Source organism: Pseudomonas sp. KH_046_2, assembly GCF_057838985.1.
This window is the reverse complement of record NZ_CM174480.1, coordinates 4,874,787-4,891,750: the sequence shown is the minus strand read 5'-3', so window position 1 is coordinate 4,891,750 and position 16,964 is coordinate 4,874,787. Positions and strand designations below refer to the sequence as shown.

Genomic DNA, 16,964 nt, shown 5'->3' with positions numbered 1-16,964 from the left:
GAGACATCCGTCGCAACTGATGTAACCGCGTTAAAGAAGAAAAGTTAATAACAATAAAACGAGGAAGTAGGGATGAAGATGAAGAACAAGGCCCGGTTGATCTGCCAAGTGTCAGCAGCGGCAGCACTGGTTCTGGCCGGCAATGCGATGGCCGATGAAGCGTTCAGCTCCGACTCCAAATGGATGACGGGCGATTGGGGTGGCGAGCGTACCAAGCTGATCGAGCAAGGCATCGACATCAAGATGGACTACGTCGGTGAAGTCGGCGGCAACCTGCATGGCGGTTTCAACGATGACAAGACCGCGCGCTACGCCGACCAATTTGGTCTGGGCGCGGCGCTGGACCTGGAAAAACTGTTCGGCTGGGATAACACCCAGGCCAAGATCCAGCTCACCAACCGTAACGGTGAGAACATCTCCAACGACCGTATCGGCGATCCACGTGCCGGCACCTTGAGTTCCTCCCAGGAAGTCTACGGCCGTGGCCATATGGTGCGTCTGACCCAGCTGTGGATTCAGCACCAGTTCTTCGACAACAAACTGGACGTAAAAGCCGGTTACTTCGGTGAAGGTGAAGACTTCAACACCTTCCCGTGCGAATTCCAGAACCTGGCGTTCTGCGGATCCCAGGTCGGTAACTGGGCGACCAACATCTGGTACAACTGGCCGGTCAGCCAGGCGGCGATCCGCGTGAAGTACAACATCAATGACGAGCTCTACGCTCAGATTGGCGCGTACAACCAGAACACGTCGCAACTGGAGCACGGCAACGGCTTCAAGCTCAGCGGCAGTGGCACCAATGGCACCGTCCTGCCGGTCGAGCTGGTCTGGTCACCGAAGGTCAACAACCTGCCGGGTGAATACCGTGTCGGTTACTACAAAAGTACCTCCGATGCCGACGACGTTCTCGAGGACGACAACGGCCAGAACGCCGCGACCACCGGCAACCCTTATCGCGTCCACGACAGCAAGCACGGCTACTGGTTCGTCGCGCAGCAGCAATTGACCAGCCACAACGGTGACGCTTCCCGTGGTCTGAACATCGCGGCCAACGCCACTTTCCATGACAAGGACACCAACTTCATCGACAACTACCAGTCGCTGATGTTCGTGTACAAGGGCCCGTTCGACGCGCGTCCGAAGGATGACGTGGGCATCGGTTTCGCCCGTATCCATGTCAACGATGACGTGAAGAAAAACGCCGAGCTGACCAACGTGGCCAACGGTGTTTCGGAATACGACAATCCGCTGTTCTCGCCGATTCGTGAAACTGAATACAACTACGAGATCAACTACGGCTTCCACGTGACCAACTGGCTGACCGTACGTCCCAACCTGCAATACGTCACGCACCCGGGTGGTGTGGATGAAGTCGACAACGCGCTGGTGGCCGGCCTGAAAATTCAGTCGGTGTTCTAACGCGTCTGCGATAAGCTTCTCTCCATGTGCGCATATTTGCGGACAGCCATGGCTGTCCGCTTTTTTTTGCGAGGGCAAACAAGACATGTTGTGTCGAGCGCAACTGTGGCGAGGGGGCTTGCCCCCGTTCGGCTGCGAAGCAGTCGTAAAACCTGCTAACCGACTCCTTCAGGCAGTCGGCAGCGACAGTATTGGGAGCGCTTCGCGCTCCAACGGGGGCAAGCCCCCTCGCCACAGTGGTTCACTGGCACGACAGTATGAGTACACCCATGTTTTTCAGGACCGTGGCACATGCTTGAGCATCCGCTACAACGCTTCTTCAAATCCTTGCGCGAGCGTCCGGTGTTCGCGTGGGAGCGCTATCAGACGCGCGATGTACTGGTGATCGATCATCCGCTGTGTCAGGCGGTGTTCAGCCGTCAGGGCGCGCAGTTGCTGCACTTCCAGCCCAAGGGCCAGAAACCCTGGCTGTGGTGCGCGGCAAAGTGGCCGCAGGTCGGCGCCATTCGCGGCGGCGTGCCGGTGTGTTGGCCGTGGTATGGCCGGCATCCAAGCGAAAATGCCTGGCCGTCCCATGGTTGGGCACGGTTGCTCGACTGGAAGCTGCTAGACAGCAACAGTGACGACGATGGCGTGCGATTGCACTGGCAGCTGAAGTTGTGCGACTGGCAGGTGGACCTGCATGCGCACCTGGGTGAACGCATGGAACTGCGCCTGAGCACCGAGCATCAGGACGACATGCCGTGCCAGTTGAGCCAGGCTTTGCATGCGTACTGGCGTATTGGCGATGTCAGTGAGATAGCGCTGTCTGGGCTCGAAGGCGCGCAGGGTTACGACCAATTGAGCCGGCAGGTTTGTCAGCAGGAAGGCGAATTGCGCGTGGACGGCGGATGCCAGCGGGTGTTCCAGCACGACGGCGAATTGCAGCTGAACGACCATGCCTGGGACCGGGCGTTGTGCATTGATACGGGCGCCAGCGCCGACACTGTTGTCTGGCATCCGGGCTCACGGCCACTATTGGGTGTGAGCTGGAACGAGATATCCGAATTCGTTTGCGTAGAGGCGGCGAGTGGCGGCACCGACAGCCTGTCTTTGGCGCCGGGGGAGCGGGCGCATTTGAGTTTGCAGGCGCGGGTGGGGGCTTAGCTCTGGATCTTGTGGTGTCTGGGCTGGCCTCATCGCGGGCAAGCCCGCTCCCACAGTGTCCAAGTCGATCACAAAAGTTGCGAATGGCACAAAACCTGTGGGAGCGGGCTTGCCCGCGAAGAGGCCAGAACCGGCAACAGAGATCTAGTTGAACTCATCCCCAATCGGATACCGACTGGCATTCAGGCTCTCCTTGATCTTGCGCAAATGCGGCTGGAAATCCACCCCGCGGCGCAAGGTCATGCCAGTGGCGAGCACGTCCAGCACGGTCAGCTGGATGATCCGCGACGTCATCGGCATGTAGATGTCGGTGTCTTCCGGCAGCGGGATGTTCAGGCTCAGGGTGCTGGCCTTGGCCAGTGGCGAGTTCTCGGCGGTCAGGCCAAGTACCGAGGCGCCGTTTTCCCGGGCGATGCGCGCCACTTCCACCAGTTCGCGGGTGCGGCCGGTGTAGGAAATGATCACGAACAACTCGCCGGTATGGGCCACCGAGGCAATCATGCGCTGCATCAGCACATCCGCGTGGGCCGTGACGGCGAGGTTGAAACGGAAGAACTTGTGCTGCGCATCCAGTGCCACCGGGGCCGAGGCGCCGAGGCCGAAGAAGTGGATCTGCCGCGCCTGGATCAGCAGGTCGACGGCGCGGCTGATCAGGTTCGGGTCCAGTGCCTGGCAAGCGCTGTCCAGCGAGGCGATGGCGCTGCCGAAGATCTTCCGGGTGTAGGCCTCCGGATTGTCATCGGCCTCCACCGCACGGCTGACATAGGCGGCGCCACTGGCCAGGCTCTGGGCCAGTTGCAGCTTGAGCTCGGGGTAGCCGCTGACGCCGAACGAACGGCAGAAACGGTTGACCGTCGGTTCGCTGACCGAGGCGGCCTGGGCGAGGGCGGCGATGCTGAAGCGGGTGGCCTGCTGCGGGTTGAGCAGGATCACCTCGGCGACTTTGCGTTCGGCCTTGTTCAGCTCTTCAAGGCGATTCTGGATTTGCTCCAGTAAATTTCGCACGCGGTCCATATAAGTATCCTTTACACCTGCGCCAACAAGCGCGCGGCTAATGCAAAAAGGGCCTTTGGTGAGGCCCGTAACGGTGGCCTATCCTACTGATGGCTCCGACCGACCACCACTCGGAATCTGTATTTTGCGAAAATGTTGTGGTTATTACTACATTTTCCCTTGAGTGATGCCTTGAAAAAAGGTATTTGTAGCTTAACTTGATAAAAGAACAAACATCATGCTCTCGATTACGGTTGAACCGTGCACCTTTGCCTTGTTCGGCGCCCTTGGCGACCTGGCCTTGCGCAAGCTGTTTCCTGCCCTTTATCAACTCGACGGCGCCGGCCTGTTGCACGAGGACACGCGGATCATCGCGCTGGCCCGTGAGCCGGGCAGCGAGCAGGAACACCTGGCGTTCATCACCTCCGAGCTGCGCCGCTATGTCGGTGCCAAAGAGCTGGACGAAGCCGTGGTCGAGCGCTTTCTGGCGCGCCTGAGCTACCTGCACGTCGACTTCCTCAACCCCGAAGATTATGTGGCCCTGGCCGAGTCCGCCGGCAGTTCGCAGCGGGTTATTGCCTACTTTGCGACCCCTGCCGCCGTGTATGGCGCGATTTGCGAGAACCTGGCCAAGGTCGGCCTGGCGCAAAACACCCGTGTAGTGCTGGAAAAGCCCATCGGTTCGGACCTGGAATCCTCGCGCAAGGTCAACGATGCCGTGGCGCAGTTCTTCCCGGAGAACCGCACCTACCGCATCGACCACTACCTGGGCAAAGAGACCGTCCAGAACCTGATCGCCCTGCGTTTTGCCAACAGCCTGTTCGAAACCCAGTGGAACCAGAACTACATTTCCCACGTGGAAATCACCGTGGCCGAGAAAGTCGGCATCGAAGGCCGCTGGGGTTACTTCGACAAGGCCGGCCAGCTGCGCGACATGATCCAGAATCACCTGCTGCAACTGCTTTGCCTGATCGCCATGGACCCGCCTGCCGATTTGTCCGCCGACAGCATCCGTGACGAGAAGGTCAAAGTGCTCAAGGCCCTGGCGCCGATCAGCCCGGAAGGCCTGACCACTCAAGTGGTGCGCGGCCAGTACATTGCCGGCTACAGCGAAGGCAAAGCAGTGCCGGGCTACCTGGAAGAACCCAATTCCAACACCCAGAGTGACACCGAAACCTTCGTCGCCCTGCGTGCCGACATCCGCAACTGGCGCTGGGCCGGCGTGCCGTTTTACCTGCGTACCGGCAAGCGTATGCCACAGAAGCTGTCGCAGATCGTCATCCACTTCAAGGAACCGTCGCACTACATCTTCGCTCCCGAGCAGCGCCTGCAAATCAGCAACAAGCTGATTATCCGCCTGCAACCGGACGAAGGCATTTCCTTGCGCGTGATGACCAAAGATCAAGGCCTGGACAAGGGCATGCAGCTGCGCAGCGGTCCGTTGCAGCTGAATTTTTCCGACACCTGGAGCAGCGCACGGATTCCCGATGCCTACGAGCGGTTGTTGCTGGAAGTGATGCGCGGCAATCAGAACCTGTTTGTCCGTAAAGATGAAATCGAAGCCGCGTGGAAGTGGTGTGACCAGTTGATCGCCGGGTGGAAAAAATCCGGTGATGCGCCCAAGCCGTACGCGGCCGGGTCCTGGGGGCCGATGAGCTCCATTGCTCTGATTACGCGGGACGGGAGGTCGTGGTATGGCGATATCTGATTTGAAACTGCCGCAGGGCGTCAGCGCCCATGCATACAAGAGCCCGGTGCTGCTGGCTGAAAGCCTGGCACTGAACGTGGCGAAACAACTGAGCGACGCGATCGACGCCCAGGGCACTGCGACCCTGGTGGTCTCCGGTGGCCGCAGCCCTGTGGCGTTTTTCCAGCACCTGGCCAGGCAGACGCTGGACTGGTCGAACGTGGTGATCAGCCTGGCCGACGAGCGCTGGGTGCCGGTGGAGCACGCCGACAGCAACGCCGGTCTGATCAAGCGTTACTTGCTGCAAGGCCCGGCGGCCAAGGCGCAGTTCCTGAGCCTGTACAGCGCCAGTGCCAACCTGGAGCAGGCGGCCGAGCAGGCCGACCGTTTGCTGTCGGAGTTGCCGGTGATCGACGTGCTGATCCTCGGCATGGGCGATGACGGCCACACCGCGTCGCTGTTCCCCAACAGCCCGAACCTTGCCGAGGCATTGCAAGTCGATGGCGTTCGTCGCTGCTGGCCGATGCTGGCGCCGACCGTGCCGCATCAGCGCCTGACCATGAGTCGTGCGCTGCTGGCCTCGGCCAAGCATAAAGTTCTGTCGATTTCCGGTCAGTCCAAGCTGACCACCCTGAGTTTCGCGCTGGCCGGTGACGATGTCGCCGAAATGCCGGTGCGCGCATTTCTGCAACCCACGTTAGAGATTTACTGGTGCCCATGAGCCAAGGAACAGCCGCTATGACAAACCCATCCCCGACCGTTTCCATGGCGGACAAAGTTGCCCTGATCGACAGCATTTGCGCGAAAGCGCGGATCCTGCCGGTGATCACCATCGCCCGCGAGCAAGACGTTCTGCCGCTGGCCGACGCCCTCGCGGCCGGTGGCCTGACGGCCCTGGAAGTGACCTTGCGTTCGCAATTCGGCCTCAAGGCCATCCAGATTCTGCGTGAGCAGCGTCCGGAACTGGTGACCGGTGCCGGCACCGTGCTGGATCGCCAGATGCTGGCGGCGGCGGAAGCGGCCGGCTCGCAATTCATCGTCACGCCGGGTATCACCCGTGACCTGCTGGAAGCCAGCGTCGCCAGCCCGATTCCGCTGTTGCCAGGCATCAGCAATGCCTCGGGCATCATGGAAGGCTACGGTCTGGGTTATCGCCGCTTCAAGCTGTTCCCGGCGGAAGTCAGCGGCGGCGTCGCAGCCATCAAGGCTTTGGGCGGTCCGTTCGGCGAAGTGAAATTCTGCCCGACCGGCGGCGTGGGACCTGCCAACATCAAGAGCTACATGGCGTTGAAAAACGTCATGTGCGTGGGCGGTAGCTGGATGCTTGATCCGGAGTGGATCAAGAACGGCGACTGGGCCCGCATTCAGGAATGCACCGCCGAGGCTTTGGCGCTGCTGGACTGATCGCTTCACCCTACACTCGTTGTGTGTTCTACGGCTTTACGGTGCGCTTGGTCGGTGCACCGTTTTTTTTTGCCTGCGAAAAGTTGAGGCAATTAATACCTGTAGGAGCGAGCTCGCTCGCGAAAAACTTCCAGGCACCGCTGGCTATCGGGTTCCCGCGTTATCGTTCACGACCATCGCGAGCAGGCTCGCTCAGGTCAGCACAATTCCGCCAGCGCCGTGGTCAGCCGCGTCATGTGCTCGGAGGTGGTGGTCAGCCCCGGAGTGATGCGGATGCACGGGCCGCACGCCGCGCCAGTGCGTACCACGGTGAACAGGTTGTAGTCCTTGAGCAGCCGCTCGACCATCGCCTGCTGATCGGTCTGTGCGATGAAACGCATGGACGTGATGCCGCAGTACAGTCGTGGGTCGTCCGGGGTCAGGACTTCGATGCCCGGTAGTTCGCGCACGGGGCGGACCCACAGGTTGCGCAGGTAGTTGAGCCGAGAACCCTTGGCTGCCGCGCCGCCCATGGCGTGATGCTCCTCGAGCACCAGCGGCAGGGTCAGCAGCGCCGGGATGTTGGGGGTGCTGTACGAGGTACGGGCGCGAATGTCAGTGGGCGGAAAATGCATTTCGCCCATGTCCGGGTCTATGTCGGCCAGGCGTTCGGGTGCGATGTAGATAAAGCCGAGCGTCAGGGGCGCGCCGATCCACTTGTGCAGATTGAAGCCGGCGAAGGCAATACCGAGTTCGGTCAGGTCGAATTCGAGTTGTCCGAGGGCATGGGCGCCGTCGAGGATGACGTCGATGCCATGTTCCTTCGCAGCCGCTGCAATCGTCTGCACCGGCATCACCAGGCCCGTGCGATGGGTGACGTGGGTCAGGGCCATCAGCTTCAGCCGCGGGTGCCGTGCGAAGGTTTCGCGGTAGGTATTGAGCAGGCTGTCGAAGGTTGCCGGGTGTGCGTGTTCGATCTCGATCACTTCGACACCGCGATTTCGCGCCAGCCAGCGCATGGCGCCCTTGACCGTATCGTATTCCAGATCGCAAACCAGTACCTGATCGCCGGGCTGCAGCCGGTTGTAGTTGCGGATCAGCGATTGCAAACCTTCCGACGCGTTACGGGTCAGGGCGATGCTGTCGGCGGGTACGCCAATCAATCTGGCCATCTGCGCGCGGATCTTCAGGCTGTCGCCCTGTTCGAAGCGCTGGCGCACGTACACCGAATTGCTGCGGTTGATCAGTTCGATGTTGCGCTGGTATTCCTCGACCACCGTGCGCGACATGCGTCCGAAGTATCCGTTCTCCAGGTTGATCGGGCCGGGTTCGACATCGTAGCGGTCGGCAAAGGTTTGCCAGAAGGCTTCATCACGGGCGCGGCGGGTGTTGTCGGGCATGGGGTCCTCGGTAGGTGATTCAGTGGCGCGGGGCCGGCTTGCCGTGTTTGGCACGCAGCGGTTCGAGCAGGTCCGACAAACCGTTGTGATCGATTTCCTGCATCAGGGCCAGCAGGCCACCCAACTCGCCATGGGGGAAACCCTCCCGGGCGAACCAGTTCAGGTAAGGGCCGGGCAGGTCGGCAATGATTCGACCCTTGTACTTGCCAAAGGGCATTTCGCGGGTGATCAGCAGTTCGAGCTTTTCAGGATTCATCGATCGGTCGTCTTGATTCAGTCAGTCTGGAAATACAGGCATTCCGACAAGCCCCCTCGCCACAGAGGGTTAGCCGATGCTGATCGCCGGCAGCGTGGTCAGGGTCACGCTCTGTTGCTTGCGTGGCGCGAGGATTTCCGCCTCGCCATCTACCACCAGTTCATCGCGCTGGTTGAACACGCGAGTGGCAATGCGCACGCGAAACTTCGGCAGTTTTTCGAGGATCTCCAGGCGCACGGTCAGGGTGTCGCCGATCTTCACCGGTTTCTGAAAGCTCATTTGCTGGCCGATGTAGATGGTCCCCGGGCCAGGCAATTCGCAGGCGACCGCTGCGCTGATCAGCGCGCCGCTGAACATGCCGTGGGCGATGCGCTCCTTGAACATGGTGCTGGCGGCGTATTCGGCATCCAGGTGTACCGGGTTGTGGTCGCCGGACATCGCAGCGAACAGCTGGATGTCGCGTTCTTCGACCGTCTTGCTGAAACTGGCGGTCTGGCCGACTTCGAGGGCTTCGTAAGGGGTGTTGGTAACCTGGGTCATCTGTCTCAATTCCTGTGACGAATTAAAAAATTCACAAAAAAACTATTCGGACCGGTGCGGCCGAGGAGCGCTCAAGGCCTGTGCGATCCAGTTCAGCACATCGGCGATGATTTCATCGCGGTTGCTCTCATTGAACAGTTCGTGCCGCGCCTGCGGGTAAACGGTCAGTTGCAGGTGCTGGCTGCCGGCCGCTCGCAGCGCGTCGGCCAGATCCTTGAGACGTTTGCCTTCGCTCACCGGATCACATTCGCCGCCAATCACCAGCAACGGCAGGCCCGGGTCGATCTGGGCGAGATTGGACGCTTTGCTGATTTGCTGCAAGCCGCCGAGCAAATCGATCCACAGTTGATTGGTGCAACGGAAACCGCAGAGCGGGTCGTTGACGTACAGATCGACCTGTTCCGGATCACGGCTGAGCCAGTCGAACGGCGTGCGTGCCGGTTTGAATTTGTTGTTGAACGAGCCGAACGACAGCCATTCGATCAAAGCGCTGCGTCCTGTGCGGCCCTGGCGCAGACGTTCGAGACGGGCGATTTGCCGTGCCGCGCGATAAAGCGCCACAGGCTGGAAGTTCGAGCCGCTGAGGATTGCCCCGTGCAGGCTGGCACTGTGGTGCAGCAGATAGGCCTGGGCGATGTAACTGCCCATGCTGTGACCGAGCAGCACGATCGGGACGCCAGGGTGCTGCTGGCCGATGTGCTGGTTGAGGCTGGCCAGGTCGCTCACAACCTTGCACCAGCCATCGTCATCGGCGAAATGCCCGAGTGTCCCGTTTTCGGCAGTTTTGCCATGTCCGCGCAGGTCCGGCGCGCACACGCCATAGCCCTGATCACAGAGCTTTTGCGCCAGGGGGCCATAGCGGCCGCTGTGTTCGGCCATGCCGTGGGCCAGCAGAATCATTGCCTTGAGGCTGCCGTCGGGGAGCCACTGGTTGACGAAGAGGCGGCTGTGGTCGCTCGTGGTCAGCCAGAAAGTGTCATGGATCATGGCGGTTCCTTTGCATGAGGCTGCTATGTCTGAAACAGCTCGTTGCAGTTTATAGCGCATCCTTGGCTGGGCGTCTGATCAGCCTACGCCACGGCGAGTAGATTCATACGGTCAATGACGGCTGTGGGCATATTTGCCTGCTACGTCATAACTGCTAGTGTCCGTGAAGCTCCGCTTTTTGCATTTTTTTTGAAAAGTGACAGAAAAGTGGCCCCGGATAGATTCAGGTAAAGAGGACAACAACAATGCAACCTGATTTCTGGAATGACAAACGCCCGGCCGGCGTACCCCTGGATATCGATCTGGGAACCTACAAGTCGGTAATCGAGGTGTTCGAGCGTTCCTGCAAGAAGTTTGCTGACCGCCCTGCGTTCAGCAACATGGGCGTGACCCTGACCTACGCGGAACTGGAACGCCACAGCGCTGCCTTCGCCGGTTACCTGCAAGCCCACACCGACCTGGTGCCGGGCGACCGCATTGCGGTGCAGATGCCCAATGTCCTGCATTACCCGATTGCCGTGTTCGGCGCCTTGCGCGCCGGGCTGATCGTGGTCAACACCAACCCGCTGTACACCGCGCGGGAAATGCGCCACCAATTCAAGGATTCCGGTGCCCGGGCGCTGGTGTACCTGAACATGTTCGGCCAGAAAGTCCAGGAAGTGCTGCCCGACACCGATATCCAGTTCCTGATCGAAGCGAAGATGGGCGACCTGATGCCCACCGCCAAGGGTTGGCTGGTCAACACGGTGGTGAGCAAGGTCAAGAAGATGGTCCCGGACTATTCCTTGCCCCAGGCCGTTTCATTCAAGAGTGCGCTGCGCATGGGCCGTGGCCTGGGTATCAAGCCGCTGAAGGTCGGCCTCGATGACATCGCGGTGCTGCAATACACCGGCGGCACCACCGGCCTGGCCAAGGGCGCGATGCTGACCCACGGCAACCTGGTGGCGAACATGCAACAGGCACGGGCCTGCCTCAGCCAGTCGGCCAGCGACGGTCAGCCGTTGTTGCGCGAAGGCCAGGAGGTGATGATCGCGCCGCTGCCGCTGTACCACATCTATGCATTCACGGCGAACTGCATGTGCATGATGGTGACCGGCAACCACAACGTGCTGATCACCAATCCACGGGACATCGCCGGCTTCATCAAGGAGCTCAAGAACTGGCGGTTCTCGGCGTTGCTGGGGCTCAACACGCTGTTCGTCGCGCTGATGGATCACCCGGACTTCAAGACCCTGGACTTCTCCAGCCTCAAGCTCACCAACTCCGGCGGCACTGCGCTGGTCAAGGCCACCGCCGAGCGTTGGGAGCAACTGACCGGTTGCCGCATCACCGAAGGCTACGGCCTGACCGAAACTTCGCCGGTAGCCTGCACCAACCCCTACGGCGATCAATCGAGGATCGGCACGGTCGGCATGCCGGTGCCGGGCACCACGCTGAAAGTCATCAATGATGACGGTGTCGAGCAACCTTTGGGCGAGCGCGGCGAGTTGTGCATCAAGGGCCCGCAGATCATGAAGGGCTACTGGCAGAAACCTGATGCCACGGCCGAAGTGCTGGATGCCGAAGGCTGGTTCAAGTCCGGTGACATCGCGGTGATCGACCCGGACGGTTTCGTGCGCATCGTTGACCGCAAGAAGGACATGATCATTGTCTCGGGTTTCAACGTGTACCCGAACGAGATCGAAGACGTGGTGATGGCTCACCCGAACGTCGCCAACTGCGCGGTCATCGGTGTGCCCGACGAGCGGTCGGGGGAGGCGGTGAAGTTGTTCGTGGTGGCCCGTGAAGCAGGGGTCAGCCTTGAAGAGCTGAAGGCTTACTGCAAGGAGAACTTCACGGCATACAAAGTACCGAAGCACATCGTGCTGCGAGAGTCGCTGCCGATGACGCCGGTGGGCAAGATTTTGCGGCGGGAGTTGCGTGATATTGCCTGATTGGTGAATGGCCGCGCTTCGCGCGGTTCGCGGGCAAGCCCGCTCCCACAAGGTTCAGTGTCGTACATAATGGATGTGGACGACACGAACCCTGTGGGAGCGGGCTTGCCCGCGATGCTTTTCGGCGGATGCTAAAGCCCCGTTTTTCGCGGGCTACAGGGCTTTATAGGTTTTTTGCTCTAAAATGACTGCTTACAAGTCTTGAGTCACAATTGTGACCGTAGAGGCCGCTTTTGGCTCTAGTCGACCCTTGGCAAAGCTGCTACTCTCGGCGCGCTTTGTGACTTCTCGGCCTTCTATCAGCCAGATTCACCAATGACCAAACACCAATAATAATCGCATCAAATGCGGTGCTGAATTCGCGTTGCTGAGGAGTGGGCTTCCATGATCGAAGACTTTTGGAAGGATAAGTACCCAGCTGGGATTGCTGCCGACATCAATCCAGACGAGTATCCGAATATTCAGGCAGTGTTGAAGCAATCCTGCCAACGCTTCGCCAACAAGCCGGCATTCAGCAACCTGGGCAAGACACTCACCTACGGTGAACTGTACGAATTGTCCGGTGCGTTTGCCGCTTATCTGCAACAGCATACCGATTTGCAGCCTGGCGATCGAATCGCCGTGCAACTGCCCAACGTGTTGCAGTACCCGGTAGCCGTCTTCGGTGCAATCCGCGCCGGGCTGATCGTGGTCAACACCAACCCGCTCTACACCGCGCGGGAAATGGAACACCAATTCAACGACTCCGGTGCCAAGGCCCTGGTCTGCCTGGCCAACATGGCGCACCTGGCCCAAACCGTGGTGCCGAAAACCGGCGTCAAGCACGTGATCGTCACCGAAGTCGCCGACCTGCTGCCGCCGCTCAAGCGTCTGCTGATCAACAGCGTCATCAAGTACGTGAAGAAGATGGTGCCGGCCTATCACTTGCCCAAGGCTGTCAAGTTCAACGACGTGCTGAGCAAAGGCATGGGTCAGCCAGTGGCTGAAGCCAGCCCTGCCAGCGGCGATGTCGCGGTGCTGCAATACACCGGCGGCACCACCGGCGTGGCCAAGGGCGCGATGCTGACCCACCGCAACCTGGTGGCGAACATGCTGCAGTGCAAGGCACTGATGGGTTCCAACCTCAATGAAGGTTGCGAGATCCTGATCACGCCGCTGCCGCTGTACCACATCTATGCCTTCACCTTTCATTGCATGGCGATGATGCTGATCGGCAACCACAACATCCTGATCAGCAACCCGCGCGACCTGCCGGCGATGGTCAAGGAACTGTCGAAGTGGAAGTTCAGCGGCTTCGTCGGCCTGAACACGCTGTTCGTGGCCCTGTGCAACAACGAAGGCTTCCGCAAGCTGGACTTCTCCGCGCTGAAAGTCACCTTGTCGGGCGGTATGGCCCTGCAACTGGCCGCAGCCGAGCGCTGGAAGGCCGTCACCGGTTGCGCCATTTGCGAAGGCTACGGCATGACCGAAACCAGCCCGGTGGCGACGGTGAACCCGATCCAGAACATCCAGATCGGCACCATCGGCATTCCGGTGCCGTCGACCCTGTGCAAAATCATCAACGATGCCGGTGTCGAGCAGCCGATGGGTGAAATCGGCGAGCTGTGCGTGAAGGGGCCGCAAGTAATGAAAGGCTACTGGCAACGCCAGGAAGCCACGGATGAAATCCTCGACAGCGAAGGCTGGTTGAAGACCGGTGACATTGCGCTGATTCAGCCCGATGGCTATATGCGTATTGTCGATCGCAAGAAAGACATGATCCTGGTGTCCGGTTTCAACGTGTACCCGAACGAGCTCGAAGACGTGCTGGCCACCCTGCCGGGCGTGCTGCAATGCGCGGCCATCGGTGTACCGGACGAGAAGTCGGGCGAGGCGATCAAGATTTTCATCGTCGCCAAGCCGGGCGTGACCCTGACCAAGGAACAGGTGATGGAGCACATGCGCGCCAACGTCACCGGCTACAAGGTCCCGCGCTCCGTGGAGTTCCGCGATGCACTGCCGACCACCAACGTCGGCAAGATCCTGCGTCGTGAATTGCGCGATGAAGAGCTGAAGAAGATCAACGCGAAGAAAGCCACCGCGTAATCCAGCAAAAAGCCCCGCAGATGCGGGGCTTTTTGTTGGTGCAGACTTTTGGCGAAGGGGCTTTTGTGGCGAGGGGGCTTGCCCCCGTTGGGCTGCGAAGCGGCCCCAAAACCAGCAGCTGCAATTCGCCTGACACACCACGCTCATCTGATTTACGACGGCTGCGCCGCCGAACGGGGGCAAGCCCCCTCGCCACAAGGTTCTGTGGGTTACAAGCGAAACTGCGCGAAGTTGACGTTGGTGCCCGCCGGGCGCATGTCCTGCAGGAAGGAGTCCTTGTCGGCGCTCAGTTCCAGGCTCAATGCCGCCTTGCGCTTGCCTTCATTGCGCACCACCAGGCCTTCGAGCTTCTCTCGCAGGAACACGGTCGGCACTTTCAGGTGCAGCAACTCATCGGTGGCCGGCGTGTGCATCAGCAGGTGAATCCACTCGTACTGACCCACGGCCAGGCGCGTCACCGGGAGGTCGAACCACCAGATGTTGCGGTTACGGTTCAGTTCGGCGAAGTGGCAGTTGTTGACGCCAAGCACAGCACCGCCGAGTTCCTGGTTTCTGCGGGCAATGGCCTGCTTTTTATCGAGTTTCATAACGTTCCTACGGGATTGGATCTTCAGCGCCAAGGCCTGAATGTGATGCGCATTCTCAGGGGTTGGCCCGCAAACATAAAGCGCAACCTGCACTGAACGATGAAATGTCGTGGTGAAATAAATGAAACTCCCTGCAAAAGCCCCCGGTCAACCTTGTGTAACGACTTTCCTGCATTGAAATGTCTTTAATGAAAAGAAGACGCGGCCATCTTCAGATGGCCGTTTTTGTGTCAGCCTGAACTTGCACGCTGAATTTGTTTCAAAGTCGCCAACTGGGCTACCTTGATGAAAGAAAACAGCCCCTGAGTCGCCACGACTTCAACCCAATCCGTATGCGGCGAATGGAGACGCGAATGATTTTCCCGGACATGAGAGGCTTACCCCTGCACCGTGTGATGATGCGCACGGTCACCGAGTTCATCGCCGACGAAATGTCGACCTATGCCTCGGCGCTGGCCTATCAAATGCTCTTTTCGCTGTTTCCGTTCATTCTGTTTCTGATCGCCCTGATCGGCTTCCTGCATCTGCCCGACTTCTTCTCCTGGCTGCGCCTGCAATCGGAACTCGTATTGCCGCCCCAGGCGCTGGAGCAGGTCAACCCGGTGATCGACCAGCTTCAGCAGTCCAAGGGGGGGCTGCTGTCAGTGGGTATCGTGATTGCGCTGTACACCGCCTCCGCCGGCGTGCGGCTGATGATGAGCGCGATGAACGCTGCCTACGACGTGGTTGAAGGACGCCCGCTGTGGAAACGCTTTCCGTTGTCGATCATCTACACCGTCGGTATTGCCGGCATGCTGCTGATCGCCGCGGCACTGATGGTGCTCGGGCCGCAGGTGATGAGCTGGATAGCTGCGCAGGTCGGCCTTGAGTACTTCATCGTTACGCTCTGGACCATCGCGCGCTGGCCGGTGATCGTGATCCTGCTGATGGTCGCGGTGGCGTTGATCTACTACGTCATGCCCGACGTCAAACAGGAATTCCGCTTCATCACCCCAGGCTCAGTGCTGGCGGTGGTGGTATGGATCATCGCGTCCCTGGGCTTCGGTTTGTACGTCAAGGAGTTCGCCAACTACAACGCCATGTATGGCAGTATCGGGGCGATCATCGTGTTGTTGCTGTACTTCTACATTTCCGCCGCGGTGCTGCTGCTGGGCGCGGAGATGAATGCCGTGATCGAGCACATGTCGCGAGAGGGCAAGGACCCTGGCGAAAAAGTGGCTGGCGAGCATGGTCCCGTCCATGAGGAAAAGCACCACGTGTCGGGGCTGGGCCGCGATCACTCACACAAACCGACCATTGATGAAACCTGATCATGATTCGTGAAATTCTGAAAATGGGCGATGAGCGCCTGCTGCGCATTGCCCCGCCAGTGCCGGCCGAGATGTTCGACAGCCCCGAGCTGTGGCAACTGATCGATGACATGTTCCAGACCATGGAAAGCGTGGGGGGTGTTGGCCTGGCCGCTCCGCAGATCGACGTCGACCTGCAACTGGTGATCTTCGGTTTCGAGCACAGCGAGCGTTATCCGGATGCCGAGGCCGTGCCGCAGACAATCCTGATCAACCCGTTGATCACACCGCTGAGCCCGACCCTGGAGGAGGGCTTCGAAGGCTGTTTGTCTGTACCGGGCCTGCGCGGCGCGGTGCAGCGTTACCAGCAGATTCGCTACGAAGGCGTCGACCCCAAGGGCGAGCCCATCGTGCGTTTTGCCTCAGGGTTTCATGCGCGGGTGGTGCAGCATGAGTGTGATCACCTGATCGGCCGCCTGTACCCGTCGCGCATCACTGATTTCAGCAAGTTTGGCTTCACCGAGGTGATGTTCCCGGACCTGGATCCTGGCGCGGACGACTAATGCCCATCGCAATCATCGGCTTGCTGCGCGCATAACGGCTCAACCGTTCAACCATCGCGTAAGGCATCGGCGGATCGAACGTAAACCCACGTCGCTCATAGAAGCCCCGCAAGTCCGGATGGCAGAACAACCACACCGGCAGTTCGCACTCCTTCACCGCAGCCGCAATCAACCCGGCGGCAATCCCTTGTTCGCGACAAGCCGGATCGACCAGCAACCCGGTCAGCCAATACCCGCCGGACACCGGACGCAAACACAGCACGGCAACAATCCGGTCACGCCGGGCCACCCACAGCTGCGCGTCGCGCACGGCTTTCATCGACGATTGGTGAGCGCGATAGAACTTGTTCATCAATGGCCATAACGGCTCGTCGAGCAGGGCGTATTGGGTGTCGGGCATGGTCTTAGGCTGTCGGTGTGCAAAGCGGGCGATTATAAAAGAACACGCGCGCCGGGATAGGTGTATACCTGATCTCACATCCCCATGAGTGGAGTGCGCATCATGTCCAAAGGTTTGGATTCAAAGAAAGCGGCGAAAAAGAAACCGGTGAAAACCGCCATTGAAAAGCGCGCGGACAAGAAGGCCAAGAAGGTCGGCGTGTTCGGTCACTGATCCCGCGTTGATTGATCGCTCCCATGCAACATGGGAGCGATCCTCCTGAAAATAATCTGCAAGATTTCCCAAAGCCATTGCG

Annotated in this window: 16 protein-coding genes; 9 read left to right on the top strand and 7 right to left on the bottom strand. The window is 59.8% G+C overall.

Annotated features, from left to right (window positions below; genetic code table 11):
* Nucleotides 1-72 precede the first annotated feature (72 nt).
* Both AC3IX1_RS22190 and AC3IX1_RS22185 read left to right on the top strand, forming a co-directional pair.
* Nucleotides 73-1,419 carry a carbohydrate porin gene (locus tag AC3IX1_RS22190; RefSeq protein WP_095942741.1) on the top strand — a complete coding sequence of 449 codons (1,347 nt, stop codon included), beginning with the start codon at nt 73-75 and terminating at the stop codon, nt 1,417-1,419.
* A gap of 291 nt (nt 1,420-1,710) precedes the next feature.
* A complete protein-coding gene (locus tag AC3IX1_RS22185) occupies nt 1,711-2,565 on the top strand; it encodes a D-hexose-6-phosphate mutarotase (RefSeq protein ID WP_489385835.1) in 855 nt (284 codons plus the stop codon).
* Between the two features lie 144 nt (nt 2,566-2,709).
* On the opposite strand, the gene AC3IX1_RS22180 is transcribed toward AC3IX1_RS22185, so the two are convergent.
* Nucleotides 2,710-3,570, bottom strand: a complete 861-nt coding sequence (locus AC3IX1_RS22180) for a MurR/RpiR family transcriptional regulator (protein WP_489388773.1) — start codon at nt 3,568-3,570, stop codon at nt 2,710-2,712.
* Between the two features lie 226 nt (nt 3,571-3,796).
* Between AC3IX1_RS22180 and zwf the strand changes: the two genes are divergently transcribed.
* From zwf to AC3IX1_RS22165, 3 genes are read left to right on the top strand one after another with little or no spacing between them, the layout of a single operon-like run.
* Nucleotides 3,797-5,266 (top strand): glucose-6-phosphate dehydrogenase, encoded by a 1,470-nt coding sequence (zwf, locus tag AC3IX1_RS22175; protein WP_008050559.1) that lies wholly within the window; start codon nt 3,797-3,799, stop codon nt 5,264-5,266.
* Nucleotides 5,253-5,966, top strand: a complete 714-nt coding sequence (gene pgl, locus AC3IX1_RS22170) for a 6-phosphogluconolactonase (RefSeq protein ID WP_489385834.1) — start codon at nt 5,253-5,255, stop codon at nt 5,964-5,966. Before zwf ends, pgl begins: the two co-directional genes overlap by 14 nt.
* A gap of 17 nt (nt 5,967-5,983) precedes the next feature.
* Nucleotides 5,984-6,649, top strand: a complete 666-nt coding sequence (locus AC3IX1_RS22165; protein ID WP_489385833.1) for a bifunctional 4-hydroxy-2-oxoglutarate aldolase/2-dehydro-3-deoxy-phosphogluconate aldolase — start codon at nt 5,984-5,986, stop codon at nt 6,647-6,649.
* Between the two features lie 197 nt (nt 6,650-6,846).
* Here AC3IX1_RS22165 and AC3IX1_RS22160 read toward each other — a convergent pair whose 3' ends face one another.
* From AC3IX1_RS22160 to AC3IX1_RS22145, 4 genes are all read right to left on the bottom strand, one after another.
* A complete protein-coding gene (locus AC3IX1_RS22160) occupies nt 6,847-8,028 on the bottom strand; it encodes an aminotransferase class V-fold PLP-dependent enzyme (RefSeq protein WP_489385832.1) in 1,182 nt (393 codons plus the stop codon).
* A gap of 19 nt (nt 8,029-8,047) precedes the next feature.
* Nucleotides 8,048-8,284, bottom strand: a complete 237-nt coding sequence (locus AC3IX1_RS22155) for a DUF3820 family protein (RefSeq protein ID WP_003227425.1) — start codon at nt 8,282-8,284, stop codon at nt 8,048-8,050.
* 69 nt (nt 8,285-8,353) lie between these two features.
* Nucleotides 8,354-8,824 carry a MaoC family dehydratase gene (locus tag AC3IX1_RS22150; protein ID WP_007995982.1) on the bottom strand — a complete coding sequence of 157 codons (471 nt, stop codon included), beginning with the start codon at nt 8,822-8,824 and terminating at the stop codon, nt 8,354-8,356.
* A 42-nt stretch (nt 8,825-8,866) separates the two neighbouring features.
* Entirely contained in the window at nt 8,867-9,811 is a 945-nt protein-coding gene (locus tag AC3IX1_RS22145; RefSeq protein ID WP_489385831.1) for an alpha/beta hydrolase, read from the bottom strand.
* 245 nt (nt 9,812-10,056) lie between these two features.
* On the opposite strand from AC3IX1_RS22145, the gene fadD2 reads away from it, so the two are divergent.
* Nucleotides 10,057-11,745: a long-chain-fatty-acid--CoA ligase FadD2 gene (fadD2, locus tag AC3IX1_RS22140; protein ID WP_489385830.1), complete on the top strand. Its 1,689-nt coding sequence runs from the start codon at nt 10,057-10,059 to the stop codon at nt 11,743-11,745.
* Nucleotides 11,746-12,129: 384 nt separating this feature from the next.
* Nucleotides 12,130-13,830 (top strand): long-chain-fatty-acid--CoA ligase FadD1, encoded by a 1,701-nt coding sequence (gene fadD1, locus AC3IX1_RS22135; protein ID WP_489385829.1) that lies wholly within the window; start codon nt 12,130-12,132, stop codon nt 13,828-13,830.
* Nucleotides 13,831-14,039: 209 nt separating this feature from the next.
* On the opposite strand, the gene AC3IX1_RS22130 is transcribed toward fadD1, so the two are convergent.
* The gene (locus AC3IX1_RS22130) at nt 14,040-14,417 is read right to left on the bottom strand and encodes a hypothetical protein (RefSeq protein ID WP_489385828.1); all 378 of its coding nucleotides are present in this window, start codon (nt 14,415-14,417) and stop codon (nt 14,040-14,042) included.
* 353 nt (nt 14,418-14,770) lie between these two features.
* Between AC3IX1_RS22130 and AC3IX1_RS22125 the strand changes: the two genes are divergently transcribed.
* Entirely contained in the window at nt 14,771-15,727 is a 957-nt protein-coding gene (locus AC3IX1_RS22125; RefSeq protein WP_046042267.1) for a YihY/virulence factor BrkB family protein, read from the top strand.
* Between the two features lie 2 nt (nt 15,728-15,729).
* On the top strand, nt 15,730-16,269 hold the full coding sequence (def, locus tag AC3IX1_RS22120) for a peptide deformylase (protein ID WP_489385827.1): 540 nt from the start codon (nt 15,730-15,732) through the stop codon (nt 16,267-16,269).
* Here the strand turns inward: def and AC3IX1_RS22115 are convergent.
* Nucleotides 16,223-16,669, bottom strand: a complete 447-nt coding sequence (locus tag AC3IX1_RS22115) for a GNAT family N-acetyltransferase (RefSeq protein ID WP_489385826.1) — start codon at nt 16,667-16,669, stop codon at nt 16,223-16,225. The two genes, def and AC3IX1_RS22115, sit on opposite strands and share 47 nt — an antisense overlap.
* Nucleotides 16,670-16,964 lie beyond the last annotated feature (295 nt).